This is a genomic window from Nocardia suismassiliense, from assembly GCF_900269665.1.
Classification (GTDB): domain Bacteria; phylum Actinomycetota; class Actinomycetes; order Mycobacteriales; family Mycobacteriaceae; genus Nocardia; species Nocardia suismassiliense.
In genome coordinates, this window is record NZ_LT985361.1 from 8177219 (window position 1) to 8202107 (window position 24889).

The following is a 24889-nucleotide window of genomic DNA, read 5'->3' on the forward strand; positions in this document are numbered from 1 at the left end:
TGATGAATCCGCTCGCCATCGCCGGCGGCGCCCTCTTGGCGCTCGGCCTGCTCATCCTGATCGTCACCATGCTGCGCAGACCCGCCGAGTCGCCGGAACACCTGACCGTCGCCGCGCTGCAACGGCGACTCGCCGAGGAGGACGCTCCGGCGGCCGACGCGACGGCCGAACGCCTGGTCGCGCCGGAGATGCAGCACGCGAGCGCGCGGCAACGAGAGTCCTGACCCGCGCGCACGGACGAATAGCTTTCGAGTAGCTAGGCTCGAGGTAGCCGGTCTACTCCGGCGTGCCGGCTCGAGAGAGGATCCGTGCTGATGCGCGCAATGCTCGAGCAGTTGACAGCCCTCGCCGGGCAGGGGCCGGTGGCCCTGGCTCGGGTGGTCGATACGACCGGTCCCGGGCCGCGCGAAACGGGGGCCGCGATGATCGTCACCGGCTCGGGTGAGATCGCCGGCTCGCTGTCGGGCGGTTGTGTGGAGGCCGCGGTCGTCGAGACGGCGCGTCAGGTGCTGGCCACCGGCCAAGCGGTGACCGACCGGTTCGGCTATGCCGACGGCGACGGTCTCGCGGTCGGGCTGACCTGTGGCGGCGAGATCGAGGTCTTCGTCGAAAAGGTGGGACCGGAGCATCTCCCGATGCTGTCGGAGTTGCACCGGCGGATCACCGACGGCAGCCCCGTCGCGCTGGCCACCCGGCTGGACGCGACGGCGCAATGGAAGTTGTCGCACACCGGCTCGGCCGAGCCGTGGCACGGCGTCGATCGCGACGTGCTCGCGTTGCTCGCCGCGGGCCACAGCGGCGTGGTCGGGGCCGACGAATGCGAGGCCGACGCCTCACCGCGTCCGCGGGTTTTCGTGCAGGTCTTCGCCACACCCGCACGGATGATCCTGGCCGGTGCCAATGATTTCGTGCGCGCCCTCAGCCGCACCGGCCGCCAACTCGGCTATCGGGTCACCGTCGTCGATGCCCGCGAAACTTTCGCCACCCCGGCGCGTTTCCCGTCCGCGCACGAGGTCGTGGTGGACTGGCCGCACCGGTATCTGCGCACCGAGCACGAGGCCGGGCGCATCGACGGGCGCACCGTGGTCTGTGTACTCACCCACGACACCAAGTTCGACGTGCCGACCATCGTGGCGGCGTTGGGCATCGAGGACATCGCCTTCGTCGGCGCACTCGGTTCCCGCCGTACACACGCCGAACGCACCGATCGACTACGCGCCGCCGGCGTCACCGAAAGCAGCCTCGCGCGGCTGAAAAGCCCACTCGGCCTAGACCTCAACGCCCGCACCCCGGACGAGACCGCCATCTCCATCGCCGCCCAGATCCTCGCCGACCGCGGCAACGCCTCGGCCCGCCCCCTCGATCGCACCGACGGCCCCATCCACCGCTGACCCAGGCCCAGCAGTCAGCCAAAGGGCGCACCCTTTGTCGGAACCTGCACCGCTTGTGGCCGCCCGGAAGCGGTGCGGATCCCGAGAGAGGGTGCGGGCTCAGCTCAGAGCAGGTGTTCGATGCGCTGGGGGATGTCGCGGATGGATTGGCCGGTGGCGTGGTGCACGGCGTTGACGATGGCGGCGGCGGCGCCGATCATGCCGAGTTCGCCGATGCCCTTGACGCCCAACGGGTTCACCACCGTGTCGTCGACCGGTACGAAGGAGATGTCGACCTCGGGGGCGTCGGCGTTGACCGGCAGCAGGTATTCCAGCAGTGACGCATTGGCCCAGCGGCCGTCCCTGGGGTCGGGCAGGCTGGCCTCCATCAGGGCTTGGGACAGACCCCAGTTCATGCCGCCCAGCACCTGGCTGCGCGCCAGCTTCACGTTGAGCACCCGGCCGGGCGCGAAGGCGCCGACCATCCGGCGGACCCGGACGAGGCCGAGTTCCGGATCCACCGCGACCTCCGCGAACTGGGCCCCGAAGCTCATCTTCGCGTAGCCCGACGGGGCGGTGTCCGGCCGCCAGCTACCGGTGGTCTCGATATCCGAAAGATGGTTGCGCTCCAGCACTTCCGCGTAGGCATCGCACACCGAGGGGTCCTCGATCAATCGCAGCACGCCCGCGACGCCTTCGATCTCGTCGGGCGTCCGGCCGCGCAGCGGCGAGTCGATGTCGGCGACCGCGATGTCGATGAGCTGGGCGAGCAGCTGGGTGCAGGTGGTGTGCACCGCGGCGCTGACCGCGCTCGCGCCGATCGAGCCGACGGTGGCCGCGATATTCGGGTAGTCGGTGTTGCCGATCTCGAAGCGGATGCGGTCGAACGGCATGCCCATGGCGTCGCAGGCGACCTGGGACATGGCGGTCGCGACACCGGTGCCGAACTCCTGGGTACCGGTCTGCACGACCAGTGAGCCGTCCGCACGCAATCGGGCGTGGGCACGTTGCGGCTGGCCCGGTTCGTACACCGGGTAGCCCGCGGTGCCGACACCCCAGCCGATCAACCAGTTGCCGTCGGTGTGTGACCCGGGGGTCTGGTTACGCCCGTCCCAGCCGAAGCGCTCGGCGGCCAGCCGCAGGCAGTCGAGGTAACCGTCCGAGCTCCACGGGTTTCCGCTCTCCGGGTCGACGGCGGCGTGGTTGCGCAGCCGCAGCTCCACCGGGTCGGCACCGAGCTGTTCGGCGAGTTCGTCGATGGCGCATTCCAGCGCGATCATGCCGGACGCCTCGCCCGGCCCGCGCATGAAGGTCGGCGTCATCGTATTGCCCTTGATCAGCCGATACTGCCCCTCCCAGTGCGGGATTCCGTACGCCTTGCTCGCCACCTCCAGTGACGGCTCGGCCCAGTCGTCGAAATGCGAAGTGACGGAGAGCTTGTGGTGCCGCAGCCCGGTGAACCGGCCGTCGGCGTCGCAGACCAGGGTGACGCGCTGCTCCTGCTCTTCCCGTAATCCGGTGCCGTAGAACATCTGCTCGCGGTTCAGGATCACCCGGATCGGCCTGCCCAGCTCGCGCGCGATCAGCGGGGCGAGCGTGACGTGCGGCCACATCAGGGCTTTGGCGCCGAACCCGCCGCCGACATAATCGGCGACGACCCGCACCTTGCTCGGCGAGATGCCGAGGTGGGCCGCGATGGTCAGCTGGCTGGCCACGATGCCCTGGGTGGCGTCGTAGACGGTGACCGAATCCCCGTTCCACATCGCGGCGGTGACCGAGCATTCGATCGGATTGTGGTGGTTGGCGGCGAAGCGGAAGGTCGCGTCGACGGTGTGCGCGGCGGCCGCGCTCGCGCTCGCGAAGTCGCCGCGCGACTGGGATGCGGGGACCATGCCCGCGAAGATGCTGTCGGGCAGGTACTGCTCGGCGCGTCCGTCGTCCAACTGCACCAGGGCGGGTTTCGCGTCGTAGGTGGCCTCGACCAGCCGGGCGGCCTGCTGGGCCACCTCGAAGGTGTCCGCGACCACGACGGCGATCGGCTGGCCGAAGTAGTGGATCGTGGTGTCCTGCATGGGAAAGAAGGTCTGCCCGGGCGAGGGCTGGCCGAACAGCGACGGCATCAGCGGCACCGACGGGACCCGCGGCAGATTCTCGTGGGTGAGCACCGCCACCGCACCGGCGCGCAACGCGTGGCTGACGTCGATAGATGTCACTGTGCCGCTGCCGATCTCGGCACCGACGATCACGCCGTAGGCGGCGTTCGGCATCGGGATCTCGGCGGTATACCTCGCGGCGCCGGTGACCTTGGCATGCCCGTCGATCCGGTCGAGGCCCTGGCCGACGAGCTTCGGGGCGGTGGGTGCGCTCATTTCCGGCCTCCCCGCTGCGTGATCTGCGCGGTGACCGTCTCCAGCGTGCGCACCATGGTGCGCTGTGCCAGTTCGATTTTGAACCGGTTCATCTCGTGGCTGTCGTCGGCGGCCGCGAGCTCGGTGGCCGCCGCCGCGGCGAAATTCTCCTTGGTGGCGGGCTTGCCGATCAGCAGCGCCTCGGCCATCTTGGCGCGCCAGGGCTTGGTCGCCACGCCGCCGAGGCCGATGCGAACATCACTGACCGCGCCGTCGGTCAGCTCGAGCGCCACGGCCGCGGAAGCGGCGGCGAACTCATAGGATTCGCGGTCGCGCACCTTCAGGTAGTGCGAGTTCCGCGCGAAAGGCAACGGTGGCACGTCGATTCGCACGATCAGCTCGTCGGCGGTGATCGGATGTTCGAGATGCGGTGTGTCGCCGGGCAGCAGGAAGAAGTCGTCGAAGGCGATGGCGCGGGTGCCGCGCGGTCCCTGCACCTGCACGACGGCGTCGAGGGCGGTCAGCGGGATAGCCATATCGGAGGGGTGCATGGCGAAACAGTGCTCGCTGGTGCCCAATACGGCATTGCCGCGGTGCAGCCCCTCCTGCGCGCCGCACCCGCTACCGGGGTCGCGTTTGTTGCAGGCGTAGGCGATATCGCGGAACTGCGGGCAGCGCACCCGCTGCATCAGGTTGCCGCCCATCGAGGCCATATTGCGGATCTGCGCGGACGCGCCCTTGGCCAGCGCGATGGACAGGAACGGAAAGCGTTCCACGACACCGGGATCGGCGGCGACCTCACTCATCCGGACCATCGCGCCGATGCGCAGGCCACCGTCGGAGCGGTGCTCCAGGTCGGTGAGCGGCAACCGGTTGATGTCGACCACGTTGTCCGGTTCCATCGCGCCGATCCGCAGCATGTCCACCAAAGTGGTGCCGCCGGCCAGGAATACGGTGTTCGGGCGGGCGGTCACCGCGGCGAGCGCCTGGTCGACCGTCTCGGCGCGGGCGAAGGCGATGGGCTTCATCGGGTCTCCCCCAGCTCGGCCTCGGCGCTCTTTATCGCGTCCCTGATGTTCTGATAGGCGGCGCAGCGGCAGATATTGCCGCTCATCCATTCGGCGATCTCCGCGTCGCTGCCGGTGTGGCCCTCTTCGATGCATTTGATCGCCGACATGATCTGTCCCGGCGTGCAGTAGCCGCATTGGAAGCCGTCGCAGCTGATGAACGCGCGCTGCACCGGATGCAGTTCCTCGCCCTCCGCGACACCCTCGATCGTGGTGACCTCGCGCCCTTCCATGCTCAATGCCAAGGTGAGGCAGGATAATTCGCGCTTACCGTCGACCCATACCGTGCACGCTCCGCACGCACCCTGGTCGCACCCCTTCTTGGTGCCGGTGAGCCGGAGGTATTCGCGCAGGGCGTCGAGCAGGCTGACTCTCGGTTCCAATGCCACCGGGAAAACGTGGCCGTTCACCCGCAATGTCGCCAACGTGTAATCGGGACCGGCAAACTCTGGTTGCCGCGTGTCCTGCTTGGGTAGCTCACCAATAGTCATTGACGTATCTCCTGCTCATGAGCGTGCGATGGGCGCAACACCGTGAAGTACAGAAAGCGAACGTAAGACCATCCCCACCCTAGCGTCCGATCAGCTAACGTGCTGGGCAAAATCGTGAATGCGCACATCGCATACGTTGTCAGCGCAGGTGATTGGGTGAAAAGCAGTGAACCCGAGCGCCGACGGCACCCGGGTTCACTGATCAGGCGGTATTCAGGCCGCTACCCACGCGGGGCGCAGCGTATTCATCGGCGGCCGATCGGCCAGCGACACCTCGGTGCTGTGCGCGGTGAAGGCGTCGCCGATCAGCGGGAACTGGGTGAGCGCGGCGCCGGAGTCCTGCACGCCGCTGCGGCCGAGCACGGTGCCCAGGATCTGCCTGCTCATCACGCCGAGATCGGCCAACGGGCGGTTGCGGTGCGTGCGCACTCCCAGGTTCACCTGCCCGATCGCGGACAGGCCCAGCTGGTCGTAGGTATCGAGCAGCAAGCCGATCTCCACGCCGTAGCCCGGCGCGAACGGCACCGCGGTGAGCAGCTCACGGCTGCCCGCGTATTCACCACCGAGCGGCTGTAGCACCTGCGAGAGCTCGGGGCGCAGCGCGGCGAGCAGCGGGCGGGCGACGAGCTCGGTGACCCGGCCGCCGCCGTGCGCGTCCACCGCGCCACCCTGCCGCAGCGGCCTGCGGTAGTAGGCCTTGACCAGGTGCATGTCGTCGACGGTGAGCAGCGGGCCGAGCAGTTTCGGCACGAAGGCGGGATCGGGGTCGATCAGGTCGGAGTCGACGAAGGCGATCAGGTCACCGCTGGTAACGGCCAGTGAACGCCACAGCACCTCGCCCTTGCCGGGTACCGGGTCCAGCTCGGGTACCGCCTGCTCGCGGGTGATCACCTCGGCGCCCGCGGCGGCGGCCCGCTCGGCGGTGGCGTCGGTCGAACCCGAATCGAGCACGACCAGCTCGTCGACCAGGGTGCCGAGCAGCGGCATGATGCTGGCCACCACGTCGGCGACGGTGTCTTCCTCGTTCAGGGCGGGCAGCACCACGGAGACGGTGCGGCCTGCCTTGGCGGCGACGAGTTCGTCGACCGTCCAGTCGGGGGTATCCCAGGTATTCGTCGTCGCCCAGTGGGGCTCGCGGTGGTGGAATTTCATACCAAACCTCGCAGGGTGCGTGCTGGGGGCCGGATGCCTTGGATCGCGGCGATCATGTCCACCACCCGCCGGGTCGCGGCGACTTCGTGGACGCGGAAGACTCTGGCGCCTGCGGCGGCCGACCATGCTGTTGCTGCCAATGTGCCCTCCAGCCGTTCGGAAAGATCGACACCTAGAGTCTCCCCGATGAAATCCTTGTTGCTGAGTGCCATCAGGACTGGCCACCCGGTATTTACAAGAACGTCCACTCCGCGCAACAACTCGAGCCCGTGATAAGTGTTCTTGCCGAAATCATGGGTCGGATCGATCAGAATCGAATCCTTGCGCACACCGGCGGCCGCCGCGTTTTCGGCCGCCCACACCACGGTATCGGTGACTTCGGCCACGATATCGGCGTAACGAACCCGATGCGGACGGGTGCGCGGCACCGCACCGCCGGTATGACTGCACACGATTCCGACGCCCTGCTCGGCGGCCACCCGCACCAGATCCGGGTCGGCGCCGGACCAGGTGTCGTTGATCAGGTCGGCGCCCGCCTGGACCGCGGCCAGCGCCACGTCGGCCCGCCAGGTATCAATGCTGATCAATAGCTCGGGGTATTTCGCACGAATGGCCGCGACGAACGGGATCACCCGGCGCGCTTCCTCGGCGGCGTCGACCAGCGAGCCAGGGCCTGCCTTCACGCCGCCGATATCGACCAGATCCGCACCCTCGTCCACCGCGCGGGCCACGGCATCCATGGCCGCCGCGTCGGTGAAGGTGGCACCTTTGTCATAGAACGAATCGGGCGTGCGATTCACGATCGCCATCACCAGCGCCCGATCGGTCGCCACCGGCTTGCCGCACAGCGTAGGAAGCGGCGCGACGGTGGTGCGAAACATCCTCCGACTGTACCGACCGGTGTGCGAGCGGTACCGCGCCAGCAGGGGTCAGTTCTTCGGGGCGCGGCCCGCGGCTACATCCTCGGCGTAGTCGTCGTAGGCGGGGACGTAGCCGTCGGAGCGGCCCGCCAGGACGTACAGGGTGCCGTCGCCGTCGGCGGCGTAGCCCTGCTTGCGCAGTTCGACCTTGCGGCTCTTGAAGGTGGAGGTCTGCGCCAGCTCGTCGACGACGCGGATGAACAGCGGGACGGCGTAGCCGGGTAGCTGCCGGTAGGCCAGCTCGGCGATCGCCTTGCCGTCGAACTCCGCGTCCGGGCTCAGCGTCACCGCGGCCATGCCCGCCTTACCGTCGGTGCCCGGCACATCTACGCCGTAGACGACCGCCTCGGCGATCGTGTCGGATCGGGTGAGCGCGCCCTCGACCTCGGTGGTCGCGACGTTCTCGCCCTTCCAGCGGAAGGTGTCGCCGAGCCGGTCCACGAACGCGATGTGATGCCAGCCCTGGTCGCGGACCAGATCGCCGGTGTCGAACCAGACGTCGCCCTGCTGGAAACCGTCGCGCAGCAGCTTCGCCTCGGAGGCTTCCTTGTCGGTGTAGCCGTCGAACGGCGAGCGGTCGGTCACCTTGGACAGCAACAGCCCGACGTGGCCGGTGCCGACCCTGCGCAGCCGGCCGTTGTTGTCGCGCTTGGCTTTTCCGGTCTCTTCGTCGTACTGGACCACCGCGTACGGCAGCGGCCCGAAGCCCGCGGTGCGGTCCACGCTGAACGCGTTGATGAAGGCGACATTCGCCTCGCTGGCGCTGTAGAACTCGACGATCCGGTTGATGCCGAACCGCTGTTTGAACTCGTCCCACAGTTCCGGGCGCAGCCCGTTGCCGACCGCGAGCCGGACCCGGTGCTGCCGATCGGTCGGCTTGGCGGGCTGGTTCAGCAGATACCGGCACAGCTCACCGATGTAGATGAAGGCCGTGGCCTGCTCGCGGATCACCTCGTCCCAGAAACGCGACACCGAGAATTGCCTGCCGAGCGCCAAGGTGCCGCCGGCGCACACCACCGCCGACAGCGCGACGGTCAGCGCGTTGTTGTGGTACAGCGGCAGGCAGCAGTACAGAGTGTCGTTGCCGTGCAGGCGAATTCCGAGCCCGCCGAGGCCCGCCATGCTCTTGGTCCAGCGCAGGTGCGTCATCACGCTGGCCTTCGGCAGACCCGTGGTACCCGAGGTGAAGATCAGGAAGGCCCGCTCCTTGGCGGTGATCTCCGCGCACACCGGCGGATCGGTGGCCGCCGCCGACTCGGCGGCCACCCGCAAGTCGTTGGCGGACAACGTATTCGCGAGCGTCTCGGACAGTGAGTCCAGCGCTTCTTTGCATTCCTCGCCGATCACGTTGAGCACGCTGTTCAGCAGCCCGAAGCTGTGCGCGAGTACGTGGTCGCGCTGATTGTGGTTGAGCAAGCCGACCGTGGCGCCGAGTTTCACCGAAGCCAGCACCACGAACAGGGTTTCGGGCCGGTTGGTCATCAGCACACCGACCACGTCGCCGCGCCCGACCCCGCGCTCGGCGAGCACGGACGCGTAGCGGTTCGCCGCGGCATTGGCCGCGCCGTAGGTATAGGTGGTGCCCTCGAAACGCAGGAACAGGCGGTCCGGGTGACGGTGTGCGGTGCGCTGAAAGTACAGCCCGACAGAGGATTTGTCGTCCGGCTTCACCAGCATGCTCGTCGCGTTGCGCAGCATGCCCGGTGCGTCGAGCGCCATCGCGGGTAGGTGTTTGGCCAGATCCAGCAGGCTCACACGGTCACTCACTTGCCATGCTCCTCATCAGGAAGGTCGAGCTCGCGCCTCCAACGCCGCGAAGGCCGACGGTAGATCGGTGACCACGGTGATGCGGTCCATGGCGGGCTGGGGGACGAATTTACGGTCGTGCAGTTCGTCGAGCCACTGGAAAAGGCCTCGGTAGAAGCCGTTCGGGTCCAACAACACCACGGGTTTATTGTGCTGTCCCAGATAGCCTCCGGTCCAGGTTTCGAAGAACTCCTCGAGCGTGCCGATGCCGCCGGGCAGCGTGAGGAAGGCGTCGGCGCGGTCCTCCATGGTCTGCTTGCGCTGGCGCATGGTGTCGGTGACGATCAGCTCGTCGGCGTCGACATCGGCGACCTCCCGGTGCACCAGGTGTTTCGGGATGACGCCGATGGTGTTCGCGCCGCCCGCCCGGGCCGCGGTCGCCACCTCGCCCATCATCGAGACATTGCCGCCGCCGGATACCAATTGCCAACCGCGCCGGGCGATCTCGGCGCCGACCTGGGCGGCCAGCTCGAGGTAGACGGGATCCACGGTGCTCGCGGAACAGTAGACACAGATCGCGTACGGCTGCACCGGCTCGGTCACCACTGATCCTCCGTGCCCAGCGCATCCTCCGCGCCGTTCGCCTCTGCGTTGGCGAGGATGATCTGCACGACCTCCTCGACGCTGTCGGTTACGTGGATCAGCTCGAGATCACCGGGCGAGATCTTGCCGGAGCCGCCGAGCGAGTCGCGCAGCCAATCGACCAGGCCGGACCAGTACCTGCTGCCGAACAGGATGATCGGGAAACGGGTGATCTTGCGGGTCTGCACCAGGGTGAGCGCCTCGAACAGTTCGTCCAGGGTGCCGAAGCCGCCGGGCAGGCAGATGAACGCCTCGGAGTACTTCACGAACATCGTCTTGCGGACGAAGAAGTAGCGGAAGTTGATGCCCAGATCGACCCAGTCGTTGAGGCTCTGCTCGAACGGCAGCTCGATGCCGAGACCGATCGAGTAACCGCCCGCCTCGCACGCACCCCGGTTGGCCGCCTCCATCGCGCCCGGCCCGCCGCCGGTGATCACCGCGAAGCCCGCCTTGGCCAGCGCGGCGCCGATCGCCCGGCCCGCCTGGTACTCCGGATGATCCGGCCCGGTGCGCGCCGACCCGAAGACCGTGACCGCACGCGGCACCTCGGCGAGCGCGCCGAACCCCTCCACGAACTCGGCTTGGATGCGCAGCACGCGCCACGGGTCGGTGTGCACCCAATCGGTGTCGCCGCGCCGATCCAGCAAATTCCGGTCGGCAGTGCCGATACCGTCCTTGCGGTCGCGGCGGAACATGACTGGCCCGCGGAACTTGGCTGTCGACTTCGGCTTGTTGGCAACCTCGCGGTCAGCGGCGTCAGTGGACATGCGTTCACGCTACCGGGCGGCGAGCGGAGCAACTGCCGGGAGCCGAGAAGTCGTCCCACGTTCAATGACCCGACCCACCCGCGAGACAGACCGGCAACCTGCGGGCAGGCAAGTTCTCGCGATCCGCGCGGCCTACGAGCCGACTGCGATCGGTGCCGGTGTCCGCAGCTGACTAGACCGTCTGGTCATGGGCCCGCGTGCGACGCGTAACTCAGGTCAGCGGCGCAATGGCCACGGCCGATCAGTCCGTTCGACCGCCGGTGAGGTAGGTCCGCAGCATGGCGGTGACGGCGGTGATCTGGTCGACGGGCACGTGTTCGTCGCGTTTGTGGGCGAGGTTGGGGTCGCCGGGGCCGAAGTTGACGGCGGGGATGCCGCGGGCGGCGAAACGGGAGACGTCGGTCCAGCCGTATTTGGCACGCACTCCGCCGCCACCGTGGCTGTTCACCGAGGCGATCAGGTCCTTGGCGGCCGGGGCGGTCAGGCCGGGCAGCGCGCCGGGTGCGGCGTCGGTGACCTCGAAGGTCAGCTCGAGACCGGTGAAGACCTCGCGAACATGCTCGATGGCCTGGGCGACCGTGCGATCCGGGGCGAAGCGGAAGTTGACGTCCACCTCGGCGGCGTCGGGCACCACGTTGCCGGCGACCCCGCCGAACACGCGCACCGCGGACAAGCCTTCGCGGTAGACGCACCCGTCGATGTCGACCTCGCGGGCCCGATAGTCGGCCAGCCGCTGCAAAATCGGCGCCAGGCGGTGAATCGCGTTGTCGCCCAGCCAGGCTCGGGCCGAGTGTGCGCGGATCCCGGCGGTGGTCAGCCGAACCCGCAGCGTCCCTTGGCAACCCGCCTCGATCCAGCCGCCGGACGGTTCGCCCAGCACGGCGAGATCACCCGCGAGCCACTCCGGCAGATCGCGTTCGATGTGCCCGAGCCCGTTGAACTCCGAGGCGATCTCCTCGCAGTCGTAGAAGATCAGCGTCAGGTCGTGCACCGGTTCGGCGACCGTCGCGGCCAGGTGCAGGAACACCGCGTCGCCGGACTTCATATCGACCGACCCGCACCCGTAGAGCACCCGCTCCCCCGCCGCGTTCACCGTGAAGTGCCCGGGCACGTTGTCGGCGATCGGCACGGTGTCGAGATGCCCAGCCAGCACCACCCGCGTCGGCAGCCCCCGATGCGTGCGCGCCAGCACCACATTGCCGTGCCGCAGCACCTCGAACCCACTGGTCTGCTCCCGCAGCGCCCGCTCGACGAGGTCGGTGATCACCGCCTCGTCCCGCGAAACACTCGGGATATCGACGAGGGCGGCGGTCAGCGTAATCGGGCCGGCCCGCAGGTCAATGGTCCCCTACCCACCCTACGACCGCCGCACCCGCGACGGCACCGCCGCGCGTCCTTGTCGCCTGCCGTGCGCAGTGGAGTGCGGCACATGGGCGGGAGCGGGGTCACCGCTGGTGACGATGGGTCGGTAATCTCTGTGGACGTGAGTACTCAGGGAGCAGCTGCAGTCGGTATTGCCAATGTGACCGCGGACGGGACCGTCCTGGACACCTGGTACCCGAGTCCGGAACTCGGCGAGTTCGCCGAGACGGGGACCAAGCGGCTGGACGACGCGCCCGCGGAGTACGCGGCGCTGCTCGGTTTCGACGAGGCGCGTGGCGTCGATGTGGTCGCGGTACGCACGACGATCGCCGACCTGTCCGCCGCGCCGGTCGACGCGCACGACGTCTACCTGCGGCTGCACCTGCTCTCGCACCGGCTGGTCCGGCCGCACGGCGTGAGCCTGGACGGTCAGTTCGGGCTGCTGAGCAATGTGGTGTGGACCAATCACGGCCCGGCGGCGGTGGAAGGTTTCGAGACCACCCGCGCCAAGCTGCGCGCCCGCGGTCCGGTGACCGTGTACAGCGTCGACAAGTTCCCGCGCATGGTCGACTACGTCCTGCCCTCCGGTGTGCGCATCGGCGACGCCGACCGGGTCCGCCTCGGCGCACACCTCGCCTCCGGCACCACGGTCATGCACGAGGGCTTCGTGAACTTCAACGCAGGCACCCTCGGCAACTCGATGGTCGAGGGGCGGATCTCGGCGGGCGGCGTGGGCGGCGACGGCTCCGACGTCGGCGGCGGCTCCTCCACCATGGGCACCCTCTCCGGCGGCGGCACCACCGTCATCTCCATCGGCGAGCGCTCCCTGCTCGGCGCCAACTCCGGCCTCGGCATCCCGCTCGGCGACGACTGCGTGGTGGAAGCAGGCCTCTACCTCACCGCAGGCACCAAGGTCAGCACCCCCGACGGCACCCTCGTCAAGGCCGCCGAATTCAGCGGCCAGAACAACCTGCTGTTCCGCCGCAACTCGGTCACCGGCGCGGTAGAGGTGGTGCCCCGCAAGGGAACCGGCATCGAACTCAACGCCGCCCTGCACGCGAACGACTGATCTGCACGCCTACCGCAACTCGCCGATCGCGCGCGGCATCCAGGTCTGACACAGACGGCTTGTCCTGCCGCACACGAATCGCTACAAGTTCCGTGCGCGGCAGGCGCAAGTCAGGTGAGGCGCTTCTTCTGCACCTTGCCCATGGCGTTGCGGGGCAGCGAATCGACTACGCGGATTTCGCGCGGGCGTTTGTGCGCCGAGAGCTGTTCGGCGACATGGTTGATCAAGTCTTGCTCGATCGAATCCGTTGCGGTGCCGCGCAATACAACGAAGGCGACGATGCGTTGGCCGAGGTCTGCATCTGGGAGGCCCACGACGGCAGTCTCGGCAACCTGCGGGTGGCCGAGCAGCACGGTCTCCACTTCGCCCGCACCGATGCGGTAACCACCGGACTTGATGAGGTCCACCGATTCCCGGCCGACGATGCGGTGGAAGCCGTCCGGATCGATCGCCGCGACATCGCCGGTCTTGAACCACCCGTCCTCGGTCCAGCTGTCGGCGGTGGCGTCCGGCCGGTTGAGGTATCCGTCGAAGAGCATGGGGCCGGAAACCTGGAGCCCGCCGATACTTTCGCCGTCGCGCGCGACGTCGGCGCCGGACTCGTCGCGCAGCCGCGTCCGTACACCCCGCACCGGGGGACCGACCCAACCGGGACGGCGCTCACCATCGGCGCGGGTGGACAGCGTGATCATGGTTTCGCTCATGCCGTAACGCTCGATCGGCGCGTGTCCGGTGAGTTCGCCCAACCGCTCGAACACCGGAACCGGCAACGGCGCGCTACCGGAGACGAGCAGCCGCGCATCGGCCAATTGTTTTGCGGCGTCGGGGTCTTCGACGATCCGCGACCACACCGTCGGCACCCCGAAATACAGCGTGCCCGGCGCGGCGGCATACGCCTGCGGGGTCGGCTTGCCGGTGTGTACGAGCGGGCTACCGACGCGCAGCGGGCCGAGCACCCCGAGGATCAGTCCGTGCACGTGGAACAGCGGAAGCCCGTGCACCAGCACATCGTTCGCGGTCCAGGCCCACGCGTCGGCGAGCGCGTCCAACCCGGCCGCGATGGCGCCGCGGCTGAGCACGACACCTTTCGGCAAGCCGGTCGTCCCGGACGTGTAGAGCACGAAAGCGGTTGTCGCGGGGTCGGGTTCGGGATAGGTATGCCACGACCTGGCGTGTACCCGCACCGGCACGACCGGCAACTCGCTACCCGTAGGGGCCTTTCCGAGCCAGGCTTGTGCTCCGGAGTCGGCCAGGATGTGCGCGAGCTCCGCGGTGCCCGAATCCGGCGGCACCGGAACCACGGTCACGCCGGCGATCAGGCAGCCGACCACCGCGAGCACCGTGGTCACCGTCGGTTCGGCGAGCACCGCGACCCGGTCGGCCCTGGCCACGCGTTCGGCGACCGAGGTCGCGGCGCCGAGTAGATCGCTGCGCGACAGCGTCACCCCGTCGATGGTGACGGCATCCGGGATGTCCGCACCGCTGGCGACGGCGAGCGGGTGCAGGGAACTGAGCAGCAAGGGCGGACCGAACGACATGCGCCCAAACTACTTCCCGCACCTCGCCGTGCTGCCGGAAGCTCGGCCGAGCAGCGGCAAAAACCCACCGATGTGACGGTTGACACAGCCGATGAGGCGGTGAGACAGTTGCCGCATAGCCTTCTCAATGAGACAGGGGTCAATGATGACCAGGTCACTTCGCGCATCGACGCCCGACGCCGCACCGCCGGACGAACTCGATATCACGCAGTTCATCGACGGCATCGCCGGCCTGCTCGGTGGCGCCGCGAACGTCATCATGCAGCTCAGCACCCGGCCGGTCGGCTACGGCGTCCTGGAGAGCACCGTCGACAGCGGAAACGTCATGCTGCACCCGGTCAAGCGGCTGCGCACCACCATCACCTATCTCGCCGTCGCGATGCTCGGCACGGACGCCGAGCGAGCCGACTACCGCGACGCCGTCAACCGTTCCCACCGCCCGGTGCATTCGACCGCGTCGAGCCCGGTGCGCTACAACGCCTTCGATCCCGACCTGCAATTGTGGGTGGCCGCCTGCTTGTACTGGGGTGCGCAGGACACCTATACGTGGCTGCACGGGCCGATGGACGAGGCGACCGCCGACGCCTTCTATCGGCACAGCGCCCGGCTCGGCACCACCTTGCAGGTGCGCCCGGACATGTGGCCCGCCGACCGGAAAGCCTTTGCCGCCTACTGGGATCGGCAGCTGGCCAGGACCACGATCGATCCGCCGATCCGCGACTATTTCCACGATCTGGTCGATCTGAAGATGCTGCCGTTACCGCTGCGGCTGCCTTTCGCGAGGATCCACCGCTTCTTCGTCACCGGCCTGCTCCCCGAACATCTGCGCGACCAGATGGGTTTCACCTGGTCCGCGCGCGACGACCGCGCCCTCGCCCGCGTCCTGCGCACCCTCGGCACCGCCGAGACGTTGCTGCCCCGCCCGGCGCGATTGTTCCCGGTCAACGCCTACCTGCTCGACTTCCGCCTCCGCCGCAAGCTCGGCCTGCGCCTGGTGTAACCCTTCGGTGCCGGGCACAAATGCGCCGGACCCACGCATGTCCTGCCGACATTTCGGCATCGAGCAGTGTTATCTCGATAAAGACGGGCATTCGGCACAAAGGGGACGCGGCTAGGAGGACTCGTGAACCGTGGGACCATCGCGGTGCTCGCCATTGCGCTCTGCTTCGCTTTTCATCCACCCACCGCCGGTGCGAAACCGTTCGAGCCCGACCTGGTGCCGCCACGCACCGCCCTCTCGTTCCGCACCGTGGCAGGCGGCAGCGACTGGAGCACCCCGAACGAACACGAGTCCCGCGCGGCGCTGTCGCTGGTCAAGCTCTACCTGGCCGACTACGCCCTGCGGCACGGCGACGGCGCTGAGCACGATCGCGAACTCGCCGAGCAGATGATCCGCTACTCCGACGACGGTGCCGCGAGCGCGATCGAGGCCAAATATCCGCAGGCGATCGACGCCGTCGCGGCCGAATACGAGCTGTCCGATACTCAGTCCTTCGGTGAGTGGGGCCTGGCCGCCACGAGCACCGCGGACGTGGCCGACTTCCTGATCGGGAAACTGCGCACCGATCCGGGATCGCCGATCTTCGAATGGATGGCCGCGGCAGGCGCCACCGCCGCCGACGGCACCGAACAGGATTGGGGCACCGCCCGCTGGCCGTTCGTGCGCGGCACCAAGTGGGGCTGGTCGGATATCGGCCCGCCCGACGTCGCCTCCGCCTCGTACGGCACCGGTTTCGTGGTGGTCGCGCACACCCACGGCACCGCCGCCGAACAGACCCTCGACCTCATGGCCGCGTTTCCGATGGCCACGGTCGGCTTGCTCGTGGCCAACTAGCGCCGCCGAGCCGACCGATCGCTCTGTGGTCGAAGGGATTTCAGGGCACCCGGAACGACACCACCACATGGTCGCGCGCGAACTGCCGGATCGCCGCGTCGTCGTGCAGCGGAATCACGGTCTGCGGCGTCAGCGCCAGCGACAACGCGGTGCGCGCGATCATCTCCGCCAGCGGCTCCGGGTCGTACGGCGGCAGCTTGCCCTCCTGCTGCAACCGGGCGATGAACTCGGCCACATAGTCCCGGCCGAGCTCGAGGACCGGTGCGCCCTTGATGGTGAGATACGGCAGCACCAACTCGGGTTCGGTCGCCAGCAGCCGGTGCACGAGCCGGTTGTTGCGCAGGCCGGTGATGAACGCGGCGAACAGCTCGATGATCTGCTCCTGTGCATCGGCGTCGCGGTCGACCTGCCGCTGCAGGGCGGCGTCGACCTGCTCGACGAACTCGCGTGTCTGCCGCAACCCGACCGCCTCGATCAGATCGGACTTGCTCGCGAAGCGCCGATACAGCGTGGCCAGCGAGAGACCGCAGCGCCGGGCCACCTCGACCATGCTCGTGCGCTTGATGCCGAAGTCCAGAAAGGCCAGCATCGCGGCGTCCAGCACGCGAGCCTGATTGCGGTCTTCCGGACCGGCGCTCCGCACCAACGGCAGCAATCTGCTCAGCCTCGCCATAACTGCCAGCCTATCCGGATCGCCGAAACGATGACACAAGAACCATTGCAGCGCATCATTGACACAGCCGACGAGGCAGTGAGAAGGTGAGTCAAGAACCTTCTCACCCGTTCGCCCGCTCGCGGCGCGTTCGGCCACCGAAAGACGAGGTCAACGATGACCGCACCGCTGCGCACCCCCGCGCACGACCCGGTTCCGCAGCTCGCCGATCCCCTCACGCCGGCCGGCGTCGAGCAGTACATGGACGGTCTCGCGGCCTTCCTCGGCGGCACCGCCAATGTGATCATGCAGCTGAGCCTGCGCCCGGTCGGCCGCGGCGTGCTGGAGAGCACCGTGGACAGCGGCAAGGTCACCCTGCACCCGGTCAAGCGGTTGCGCACAACCCTGACCTATATCGCCGTCGCCATGATGGGCTCCGACGAGGAACGCGTGGCCTACCGCGAAGCGGTCAACCGCTCGCACCGCCCCATCCGCTCCGGCCCGCAGAGCCCGGTCAAGTACAACGCCTTCGACCCGAAACTGCAGTTGTGGGTGGCGGGCACGATCTACTGGGGCATCGAAGACCTTTACACCCGCATGCACGGACCACTGGACCCGGCGGTAGCCGAGGCGCTCTACCAGTACAGCGCGCGACTCGGCACCACCCTGCAGATGCGGCCGGAGATGTGGCCCGCCAGCCGCGCCGAGTTCTTCCCGTGGTGGGAACAGACCCTGGCGCAGCACCGCATCGAGCCCGCCCTGCGCGACTACTTCGACGACCTCATCGACCTCGAAATGATGCCGCGCCCAGTGCGATTCACCTTCGCCAAGCTGCAGCGGTTCATCGTGGCCGGACTGCTGCCGCAGCATGTGCGCGATGAGATGCGGATGACGTGGACCGAACGCGACCAGGCCCGCTTCGATCGGTTGCTGCGGGGTATTTCTCTCGTACACAACCGGCTGCCGAAGCAGGCGCGGCTGTTCCCGTTGAACGTCTACCTGTTCGACCTGCGCAGGCGGATGCGCCTGGGCAAGCCACTGGTGTAGGAACTTTCGGGCCCTCAGGATTTGCTGACGAGAGCGCGTAGGAAGAACGCGAGGTTGGCCGGCCGCTCGGCCAGCCGCCTGGTCAGATAGCCGTACCACTGGCTGCCGTAGGGCACATAGACCCGCACCGCGCTGCCCGTGGCAGCCAACCGCAGTTGCTCGGCAGAGCGGATGCCGTACAGCATCTGGTACTCGAAACGATCTGCGCCTCGGTCGCTTTCCGCCGCGAGATCCGCGGCGGCGGCGATCGGCACCGGGTCGTGCGAGGCGACCATCGGATAACCCTCGCCGCCCATGAGCACGTCGAGACAGCGTAGATACGAGTCGGTCACCTCGCTCGCGCGCTGGAAAGCGACCTCGGGCGGTTCCCGATAGGCGCCCTTGCACAACCGGATTCGCGACCCAGGCCCGGCCAACGCGCGGCAGTCCGACTCGGTCCGGTGCAGATACGCCTGCAAAACCGCACCGAGCCAGGGGAATTCACCCCGCAGCTCGCGCACGGTAGCCAGTGTCGCCGCGGTGGTGGTGTGGTCTTCGGCGTCGACGGTCACCCACACATCGGCCTGCGCGGCCTTGGTGCACAGGATGCGCAGGTTCTCCGTGGCGATCGCCGGACCGTCCACCGGCAAGGCCTGGCCCAGTGCGGACAGCTTCACCGACACCTCTACCGGCGGCACCACGATCCCCGGCAACGCGGGCCGATCCAGCGCGGCCAGATCGTTGATCAGCGAAAGATACTCGGCCACGGTGGCATCGGCCTGATTCCTATCGGTGGTGTTCTCCCCGAGGAAATCCACACTCACCATGCGCCCGCTGTTCAGCAGTGCCCGCGCCGCGGCGATCAGGTCCGCGCGGGTCTCCCCCGCCACGAACCGCCGCACGATATCGGCGGTGACCGGAATGCCGGTGAGCGCCCGCTTCAACCGCGGCGACTCCGCCGCGGCGAGGATCAGGGGACGCAGCGGATTCACGTCGATCACGCCTGCATGTGCGGGTAGGTGTAGTCGCTCGGCGGGGCGAAGGTTTCCTTGAGCGTGCGTGGCGCCACCCAGCGCAGCAGGTTCAGCGGGGAGCCCGCCTTGTCGTCGGTACCGGAGGCCCGGGCGCCGCCGAACGGCTGCTGACCGACCACCGCACCGGTCGGCTTGTCGTTGACGTAGAAGTTGCCCGCCGCGAATCGCAGTGCGGCACTCGCCTGTTCGATCGCCTGCCGATCCTGCGCGAAGATCGCACCGGTCAGCGCGTACGGCGCCGCCGTGTCGACCTCGGCCAAGATGGATGCGTAAGAGCCGGGTTCGGCGTCGTCGTAGACATGCACCGACAGGATCGGCCCGAAATACTCGGTGCCGAAGGACTCGTCGTGCGGGTCGTCCGCGAGCAGCACCGTCGGCCGGACGAAATACCCTTCGCTGTCGTCGCAGCCGCCACCGACCGGGATGGTGATTCCCGCGTCCCTGGCGCGCCGGATCGCGGCCGCGTTCTTGTCGAAGGCGCGCCGATCGATCAGTGCGCCACCGAAATTGGACAGGTCGGCCACGTCGCCGTAGGTCAGTCCGTCGGTGAGGTGCAGGAAGTCGTCGCCCATCTTGCGCCAGACCGAACGCGCGATATAGGCGCGGGAAGCGGCCGAGCACTTCTGCCCCTGATACTCGAAAGCGCCACGGATCAACGCGGCCCGCAACGCATCCGGTTCGGCCGACGGGTGCGCGACGATGAAGTCCTTGCCGCCGGTCTCCCCGACCAGCCGCGGATAGCCGTGATACCGGCCGATATTCGCGCCGACCTGCTGCCATAGGTATTGGAAGGTCTTGGTGGACCCGGTGAAATGGATCCCGGCGAGCCGGGGATCGGCCAGCGCCACCTCGGACAGGTCGATGCCGTCACCGGTCACCATATTGATCACACCCGGCGGCAGTCCGGCCGCTTCCAGCAACCGCATCGTGTAGAACGCGGACAGTGTCTGCGTCGGCGACGGCTTCCACACCACGGTATTGCCCATCAGGGCGGGCGCGGTCGGCAGGTTTCCGGCGATCGCGGTGAAGTTGAACGGCGTGATCGCGTAGACGAAACCTTCCAGCGGCCGATAGTCGAGCCGGTTCCACACCCCGGCACTCGACTCCGGCTGCTGCGTCATCAGCTGCCGCGCGAACGCCACATTGAACCGCCAGAAGTCGACCAGCTCGCACGGCGCGTCGATCTCGGCCTGCTGCGCCGACTTCGACTGCCCGAGCATGGTCGCCGCGGCCAGGGTTTCCCGCCACGGCCCTGCCAGCAGATCGGCGGCCCGCAGGAAAATGGCGGCCCGCTCGTCGAACGGCAGGGTGCGCCAGCCCGGGGCCGCGGCCATCGCGGCGTCGATCGCGCCTTGTGCTTCCGAATGCGTGGTATCGGTATAGGTTCCCAGCACGTGACTGTGCCGATGCGGCGCGACGATATCGTGCCGCTCGCCGATCCCCGGCCGGTGTTTACCGCCGATCACCAGCGGCACCTCGACGGATTCCGCGGCGATCTCGGCGAGCTTCGCGACCAGCAGTTCCCGCTCGGGACTGCCCGGCGCGTAGGAATGCACCGGCTCGTTACTCGGGGTAGGAACAACCGTGACAGCGTCCATACCCCAGGCTAGCGCTCCGGCGTTGCCGAGGCTCCGGCCCTGCCGCCAGTAATTCGGCGTGTCGTCGCGGCCTTGGTCAGCCTGCGGTAAGCCGTTCAGCGGCGGCGGCGATGCGCTCATCGGTGGCGGTCAGCGCGATCCGCACGTGTTCCGTGCCGGTCGGCCCGTAGAAGTCGCCGGGGGCGGCGAGGATGCCGCGGTCGGCGAGCCACTCCAAAGTGGTCCGGCACGGTTCGCCGCGGGTCGACCACAGGTACAGTCCCGCCTCTGAGTGGTCGATCCGGAAACCGGCCGCCAGCAAGGCCTTTCGCAGGATTTCCCGCCGTGCCCGGTATCGCTCACGCTGCTGCGACTCGTGCGCATCATCGCTGAGCGCGGCGGTCATCGCGGCCTGGATGGGGAACGGCACCATCATGCCCGCGTGCTTACGCACCTCGAGCAGCTCGGCGATCAGCGCGGGATCGCCCGCAACGAAACCGGCCCGGTAGCTCGCCAGGTTGGACGTCTTCGAAAGCGAGTGCACGGCAAGGAGGTTCGTATGGTCGCCGTCGCACACCTCGGGGTCGAGGATGGAGACTGCCCGGCCCTCCCAGGTGAGGCCGAGGTAGCACTCGTCGGAGGCGACGATCACGTCCCGCTCCCTGGCGAACTCGACGACCTTGCGCAGGTGGTCGACCCCGAGCACGCGCCCGGTCGGGTTCGACGGCGAGTTCACGAACAGCAGGGCAGGCGTGCGCGGACCGAGCTGGGTCAGCCCGTCGGCGCGCGCGATCCGGGTGCCCGCGAGCAGCGCGCCGACCTCGTAGGTCGGGTAGGCGACCTCCGGGATGACGACCAGGTCGTCCGCGCCGAGGCCGAGCAGCCGAGGCAGTCCGGCGATCAGTTCCTTGGTGCCGATCGCAGGCAGCACCGCCGCCGGGTCGAGGCCGGTGATCCCGTAACGCCGTTTCAGCGCGTCGACCACGGCCGCGCGCAGCTCCGGCGTGCCGTGGGTGGCCGGATAACCCGGCACCGCGGCCGCCGCGCTCAATGCCGCGCGGATGAGCGGATCGACCGGGTCCACCGGGGTGCCGACCGACAGGTCGACGATCCCGCCCGGATGGGTCGCCGCCTGCGCCTTCACCGAAGCGATGGTGTCCCAGGGAAAATCGGGAAGCAGACTGCTGACCCGGCCACGAACGGACACGGCAGAGCTACTCGCTCGCCATGGGGGGCAGTTCCTTGATGAACGGCGGGTCGTGGTCGACCTGGCCGACCTTGGTCGCGCCGCCGGGCGAGCCCAGCTCGTTGAAGAAGTCGACGTTGGCGTTCACGTAGCCGCTCCACTGGTCCGGGGTGTCGTCTTCGTAGAAGATCGCCTCCACCGGGCACACCGGTTCACATGCACCACAGTCCACGCACTCGTCGGGATGGATGTACAGCATGCGACCACCCTCGTAGATACAGTCCACGGGGCATTCTTCGATGCATGCCTTGTCCTTCACGTCAACGCACGGTTCAGCGATGATGTACGGCACTGCCGTTCTCCTAGTCTGTCCTCACCTTGCGGGGATAGTCCGCCCAGCGAAACCCTATCCGGACACCCCACGCTACTCCGGGTCAGCCTTGCCTAACTTCAGATGTTCCGCACGCCACTTCTCGTGCAGCGCCACCGAAAGCCTACGCGGCTAGCCGACCGAGAGCGGCAGGGCCGAAAACTTCTGCTGCGGAACGCCATACGTGGTGGTCCGTTCGCGGGCCGGCCGGCCGATGCCCGCGGCGATGTCCACCAGTTCCGCGACGGTCTTCGCCGAGCCGTGCTGCGAGCCCGCCATCCGGGAGATGGTCTCCTCCATCAGCGTGCCGCCGACGTCGTTGGCGCCGCTGGTGAGCATCACCCTGGTGCCGGTGGTGCCGAGCTTCACCCAGCTGGTCTGGATGTTGTCGATCCGGCCGTGCAGCATGATCCGCGACAGCGCGTGCGCGGCCTGGTTGTCCCGGTTGGTCGGGCCCGGTCGCGCGGCGCCGGCCAGGTACAGCGGCGCGCTCTGATGCACGAACGGCAGCAGCACGAATTCGGTGAAACCGCCTGTCTCATCCTGGATTCCGCGCAGCACGCGCAGGTGTCCGACCCAGTGCTTCGGGTTGTCCACGTGGCCGTACATCATGGTCGAACTGGAGCGCAGGCCGATCTGGTGCGCGGTGGTGATCACCTCGATCCAGGCGGAGGTCGGCAGCTTGCCCTTGGTGAGCACCCAGCGCACCTCGTCGTCCAGGATCTCGGCGGCGGTGCCCGGAATGGTGTCCAGGCCGGCCTCCTTCAGCGCGACCAGCCAGTCCCGAATGCTCTGCCCGCCGCGCGAAGCGCCGTTGACGATCTCCATCGGGCTGAACGCGTGCACGTGCATCGACGGCACCCGCTGCTTCACCGCCCGCACGATGTCGGCGTAGCCGGTGACCGGCAGATCGGGGTCGATGCCGCCCTGCATGCAGACCTCGGTGGCGCCGTCGACGTGCGCCTCCCAGGCCCGGTCGGCCACCTCGTCCATGCTCAGCGTGAACGCGTCGGCGTCGCCCTTGCGCTGGGCGAACGCGCAGAACCGGCAGCCGGTGTAGCAGATGTTGGTGAAGTTGATGTTCCGGTTCACCACGTAGGTGACGTCGTCGCCGACGGTGTCGCGGCGCAGCTGATCGGCCAGCGCGGCGACGGCCTCCAGGTTCGCGCCGTCGGCCGTGGCCAACGCCAGATATTCGGCGTCGCTGAGCCCGGCCGGGTCCTTCTCGGCCGCCCGCAGCGCGGCGAGCACCTCGGAGTCGAGCCGTTCCGGCGCGACGATCGCGAGATCGCGGGCCTGTTCGCGGATGGTGTCCCAATCGCCGAACGCGCCGACCACATCTTGGCCGATCGCGGAGTCACTGCGGCTCTCGGTGTTGCGCCCCTCGGTATCGATGGCGGTATTGAGGTCGACGCGTCCTGCGGATTCCCAGGACTGGTCCGGCTCCTGCCAGGGCAGGCCGACCGGCATCGCGTCCGGGTTCGCCAGGCCGGTCGCCGGATCGCTCAGCGCGGCGACATGCACGCCGATCCGCGGATCGATCCACGGGCTGCCCGCCCGCACGTACTTCGGATGCGCGGACGTCCGCTCGACCAGCTGGTAACCGGCCGCCTCGGTGATCTCGCGCAGGGTGTCCAGGTTCGGCCACGGCCGCTCCGGGTTCACGTGGTCCACCGTCACCGGCGACACACCACCCCAGTCGTCGATACCCGCGTCGATCAGCGCCTGGCAGTCCTCGTGCGACACCAGATTCGGCGGCGCCTGCACCGGCACGTCCGGGCCGAGCAACAGTCTGGTCACCGCGATGGTGGCCAGGAACTCCTCGATGCCCGCGTCCGGGACATCGCGCATGGCGGTGTCGTCCTTGGCCCGGAAGTTCTGGATGATCACTTCCTGGATGTGCCCGAAAGCCTTGTGCTGCTTACGAATCGCCATGATCGACTCGGCGCGCTCGGCCAGCGTCTCGCCGATGCCGACCAGCAGGCCGGTGGTGTAGGGCACCGACAGCCTGCCCGCGTCGGTGATGGCGCGCAGCCGGACCGCCGGATCCTTGTCCGGGCTGCCGTAGTGACAGTTGCCCTTCTCGGTGAACAGCCGGGTCGCGGTGGTCTCCAGCATCATGCCCATCGACTGCGCGACCGGCTTGAGCCTGGAAATCTCCTCCCACGACATCACACCCGGATTCAAGTGCGGCAGCAGGCCGGTCTCCTCCAGCACCATGATCGAGACGGCACGCAGGTAGTCCAGGGTGGAGTCGTAACCGCGCTCGTCGAGCCACTGCGCGGCCTCGGGCCAGCGGTCCTCGGGGCGATCGCCGAGCGTGAAGAGGGCTTCCTTGCAGCCGAGCGCGGCGCCGCGGCGGGCGATGTCGAGCACCTCGTCCGGTTCCAGGAACATGCCCTTGCCCTCGGCGCGCAGCTTGCCGGGCACCGTGACGAACGTGCAGTAGTGGCACTTGTCGCGACACAGTCGGGTCAGCGGGATGAAGACATTGCGCGAGTAGCTGATCGTCTTCGGCCGCCCCGCCGACTCCAGCCCCGCGTCGCGGACTCTGGCAGCGCTGTGACTCAGATCCTTCAGATCGTCGCCGGTCGCATGCAGCAGCACCGCGGCCTCGTCCACGTTCAACGTGACGCCGTCGCGGGCTCGCCGCAGCGCCCTCCGCATAGCCGATGGCGAAGGCGGTGCGGCAGGAACACTCGGGTTCGGCAGTTCAGTCACGTCTTCGATCATGCGCT

Annotated in this window: 22 protein-coding genes; 6 read left to right on the plus strand and 16 right to left on the minus strand. The window is 68.2% G+C overall.

The features are described from left to right. Nucleotides 1-2 precede the first annotated feature (2 nt). Together DBO33_RS36565 and DBO33_RS36570 are read left to right on the plus strand one after the other, a co-directional pair. The gene (locus DBO33_RS36565; protein ID WP_107659112.1) at nucleotides 3-224 is read left to right on the plus strand and encodes a hypothetical protein; all 222 of its coding nucleotides are present in this window, start codon (nucleotides 3-5) and stop codon (nucleotides 222-224) included. Between the two features lie 90 nt (nucleotides 225-314). Then, on the plus strand, nucleotides 315-1391 hold the full coding sequence (locus DBO33_RS36570; RefSeq protein WP_199856862.1) for an XdhC family protein: 1077 nt from the start codon (nucleotides 315-317) through the stop codon (nucleotides 1389-1391). Nucleotides 1392-1495: 104 nt separating this feature from the next. On the opposite strand, the gene DBO33_RS36575 is transcribed toward DBO33_RS36570, so the two are convergent. The 9 genes from DBO33_RS36575 to dapE all read right to left on the minus strand — a co-directional run bounded on the left by DBO33_RS36575 (nucleotide 1496) and on the right by dapE (nucleotide 11845). Then, nucleotides 1496-3739 (minus strand): xanthine dehydrogenase family protein molybdopterin-binding subunit, encoded by a 2244-nt coding sequence (locus tag DBO33_RS36575; protein WP_107659114.1) that lies wholly within the window; start codon nucleotides 3737-3739, stop codon nucleotides 1496-1498. Then, nucleotides 3736-4746, minus strand: a complete 1011-nt coding sequence (locus DBO33_RS36580) for an FAD binding domain-containing protein (RefSeq protein WP_107659115.1) — start codon at nucleotides 4744-4746, stop codon at nucleotides 3736-3738. The genes DBO33_RS36575 and DBO33_RS36580 overlap by 4 nt, the downstream gene beginning before the upstream one ends. After that, a complete protein-coding gene (locus DBO33_RS36585; RefSeq protein ID WP_407670575.1) occupies nucleotides 4743-5276 on the minus strand; it encodes a (2Fe-2S)-binding protein in 534 nt (177 codons plus the stop codon). Before DBO33_RS36585 ends, DBO33_RS36580 begins: the two co-directional genes overlap by 4 nt. A 213-nt stretch (nucleotides 5277-5489) precedes the next feature. Then, nucleotides 5490-6428 carry a glucosyl-3-phosphoglycerate synthase gene (locus tag DBO33_RS36590; protein WP_186818664.1) on the minus strand — a complete coding sequence of 313 codons (939 nt, stop codon included), beginning with the start codon at nucleotides 6426-6428 and terminating at the stop codon, nucleotides 5490-5492. After that, nucleotides 6425-7309, minus strand: coding sequence for a dihydropteroate synthase (gene folP, locus DBO33_RS36595; RefSeq protein WP_107659117.1), 885 nt, complete (start codon nucleotides 7307-7309; stop codon nucleotides 6425-6427). Before folP ends, DBO33_RS36590 begins: the two co-directional genes overlap by 4 nt. Before the next feature lie 48 nt (nucleotides 7310-7357). Beyond that, complete coding sequence (locus DBO33_RS36600) at nucleotides 7358-9115, minus strand: long-chain-acyl-CoA synthetase (protein WP_267897910.1); 1758 nt, start codon at nucleotides 9113-9115, stop codon at nucleotides 7358-7360. Nucleotides 9116-9130: 15 nt separating this feature from the next. Next, nucleotides 9131-9700, minus strand: coding sequence for an LOG family protein (locus DBO33_RS36605; RefSeq protein WP_107659118.1), 570 nt, complete (start codon nucleotides 9698-9700; stop codon nucleotides 9131-9133). Next, nucleotides 9694-10503 (minus strand): LOG family protein, encoded by an 810-nt coding sequence (locus tag DBO33_RS36610; protein ID WP_107659119.1) that lies wholly within the window; start codon nucleotides 10501-10503, stop codon nucleotides 9694-9696. Before DBO33_RS36610 ends, DBO33_RS36605 begins: the two co-directional genes overlap by 7 nt. A gap of 241 nt (nucleotides 10504-10744) precedes the next feature. Beyond that, entirely contained in the window at nucleotides 10745-11845 is a 1101-nt protein-coding gene (dapE, locus tag DBO33_RS36615; RefSeq protein ID WP_107659120.1) for a succinyl-diaminopimelate desuccinylase, read from the minus strand. Between the two features lie 141 nt (nucleotides 11846-11986). Between dapE and dapD the strand changes: the two genes are divergently transcribed. Continuing rightward, nucleotides 11987-12934, plus strand: coding sequence for a 2,3,4,5-tetrahydropyridine-2,6-dicarboxylate N-succinyltransferase (dapD, locus tag DBO33_RS36620; protein WP_107659121.1), 948 nt, complete (start codon nucleotides 11987-11989; stop codon nucleotides 12932-12934). Nucleotides 12935-13044: 110 nt separating this feature from the next. On the opposite strand, the gene DBO33_RS36625 is transcribed toward dapD, so the two are convergent. After that, complete coding sequence (locus DBO33_RS36625) at nucleotides 13045-14472, minus strand: acyl-CoA synthetase (protein ID WP_199856863.1); 1428 nt, start codon at nucleotides 14470-14472, stop codon at nucleotides 13045-13047. Between the two features lie 145 nt (nucleotides 14473-14617). Between DBO33_RS36625 and DBO33_RS36630 the strand changes: the two genes are divergently transcribed. Beyond that, on the plus strand, nucleotides 14618-15472 hold the full coding sequence (locus DBO33_RS36630; RefSeq protein ID WP_107660905.1) for an oxygenase MpaB family protein: 855 nt from the start codon (nucleotides 14618-14620) through the stop codon (nucleotides 15470-15472). A gap of 123 nt (nucleotides 15473-15595) precedes the next feature. Continuing rightward, nucleotides 15596-16306, plus strand: a complete 711-nt coding sequence (locus DBO33_RS36635) for a hypothetical protein (protein ID WP_107659122.1) — start codon at nucleotides 15596-15598, stop codon at nucleotides 16304-16306. 40 nt (nucleotides 16307-16346) lie between these two features. Here the strand turns inward: DBO33_RS36635 and DBO33_RS36640 are convergent, their stop codons facing one another. Further along, nucleotides 16347-16979, minus strand: a complete 633-nt coding sequence (locus DBO33_RS36640; protein WP_107659123.1) for a TetR/AcrR family transcriptional regulator — start codon at nucleotides 16977-16979, stop codon at nucleotides 16347-16349. Between the two features lie 156 nt (nucleotides 16980-17135). On the opposite strand from DBO33_RS36640, the gene DBO33_RS36645 reads away from it, so the two are divergent. Continuing rightward, a complete protein-coding gene (locus tag DBO33_RS36645; RefSeq protein ID WP_107659124.1) occupies nucleotides 17136-18005 on the plus strand; it encodes an oxygenase MpaB family protein in 870 nt (289 codons plus the stop codon). A gap of 14 nt (nucleotides 18006-18019) precedes the next feature. Here DBO33_RS36645 and DBO33_RS36650 read toward each other — a convergent pair whose 3' ends face one another. The 5 genes from DBO33_RS36650 to DBO33_RS36670 all read right to left on the minus strand — a co-directional run bounded on the left by DBO33_RS36650 (nucleotide 18020) and on the right by DBO33_RS36670 (nucleotide 24884). Further along, a complete protein-coding gene (locus DBO33_RS36650; RefSeq protein WP_107660906.1) occupies nucleotides 18020-18976 on the minus strand; it encodes a proline dehydrogenase family protein in 957 nt (318 codons plus the stop codon). 5 nt (nucleotides 18977-18981) lie between these two features. Next, nucleotides 18982-20616: an L-glutamate gamma-semialdehyde dehydrogenase gene (gene pruA / locus DBO33_RS36655; protein ID WP_107660907.1), complete on the minus strand. Its 1635-nt coding sequence runs from the start codon at nucleotides 20614-20616 to the stop codon at nucleotides 18982-18984. A 76-nt stretch (nucleotides 20617-20692) separates the two neighbouring features. Next, on the minus strand, nucleotides 20693-21802 hold the full coding sequence (dapC, locus tag DBO33_RS36660) for a succinyldiaminopimelate transaminase (protein ID WP_107659125.1): 1110 nt from the start codon (nucleotides 21800-21802) through the stop codon (nucleotides 20693-20695). Nucleotides 21803-21809: 7 nt separating this feature from the next. Further along, nucleotides 21810-22133 (minus strand): ferredoxin, encoded by a 324-nt coding sequence (fdxA, locus tag DBO33_RS36665; RefSeq protein WP_107659126.1) that lies wholly within the window; start codon nucleotides 22131-22133, stop codon nucleotides 21810-21812. 150 nt (nucleotides 22134-22283) lie between these two features. Beyond that, a complete protein-coding gene (locus DBO33_RS36670) occupies nucleotides 22284-24884 on the minus strand; it encodes a bifunctional FO biosynthesis protein CofGH (RefSeq protein WP_107659127.1) in 2601 nt (866 codons plus the stop codon). Nucleotides 24885-24889: the final 5 nt, after the last annotated feature.

What these genes read in the sequence shown, in the direction of transcription:
- DBO33_RS36565 (WP_107659112.1), top strand. Translation starts at nt 3, where the DNA reads ATGAATCCGCTCGCCATCGCCGGCGGCGCCCTCTTGGCGCTCGGCCTG.
- DBO33_RS36570 (WP_199856862.1), top strand. Translation starts at nt 315, where the DNA reads ATGCGCGCAATGCTCGAGCAGTTGACAGCCCTCGCCGGGCAGGGGCCG.
- DBO33_RS36575 (WP_107659114.1), bottom strand. Translation starts at nt 3,739, where the DNA reads ATGAGCGCACCCACCGCCCCGAAGCTCGTCGGCCAGGGCCTCGACCGG.
- DBO33_RS36580 (WP_107659115.1), bottom strand. Translation starts at nt 4,746, where the DNA reads ATGAAGCCCATCGCCTTCGCCCGCGCCGAGACGGTCGACCAGGCGCTC.
- DBO33_RS36585 (WP_407670575.1), bottom strand. Translation starts at nt 5,276, where the DNA reads ATGACTATTGGTGAGCTACCCAAGCAGGACACGCGGCAACCAGAGTTT.
- DBO33_RS36590 (WP_186818664.1), bottom strand. Translation starts at nt 6,428, where the DNA reads ATGAAATTCCACCACCGCGAGCCCCACTGGGCGACGACGAATACCTGG.
- folP (WP_107659117.1), bottom strand. Translation starts at nt 7,309, where the DNA reads ATGTTTCGCACCACCGTCGCGCCGCTTCCTACGCTGTGCGGCAAGCCG.
- DBO33_RS36610 (WP_107659119.1), bottom strand. Translation starts at nt 10,503, where the DNA reads ATGTCCACTGACGCCGCTGACCGCGAGGTTGCCAACAAGCCGAAGTCG.
- DBO33_RS36625 (WP_199856863.1), bottom strand. Translation starts at nt 14,472, where the DNA reads ATGTCGTTCGGTCCGCCCTTGCTGCTCAGTTCCCTGCACCCGCTCGCC.
- DBO33_RS36630 (WP_107660905.1), top strand. Translation starts at nt 14,618, where the DNA reads ATGACCAGGTCACTTCGCGCATCGACGCCCGACGCCGCACCGCCGGAC.
- DBO33_RS36640 (WP_107659123.1), bottom strand. Translation starts at nt 16,979, where the DNA reads ATGGCGAGGCTGAGCAGATTGCTGCCGTTGGTGCGGAGCGCCGGTCCG.
- DBO33_RS36645 (WP_107659124.1), top strand. Translation starts at nt 17,136, where the DNA reads ATGACCGCACCGCTGCGCACCCCCGCGCACGACCCGGTTCCGCAGCTC.
- pruA (WP_107660907.1), bottom strand. Translation starts at nt 20,616, where the DNA reads ATGGACGCTGTCACGGTTGTTCCTACCCCGAGTAACGAGCCGGTGCAT.
- DBO33_RS36670 (WP_107659127.1), bottom strand. Translation starts at nt 24,884, where the DNA reads ATGATCGAAGACGTGACTGAACTGCCGAACCCGAGTGTTCCTGCCGCA.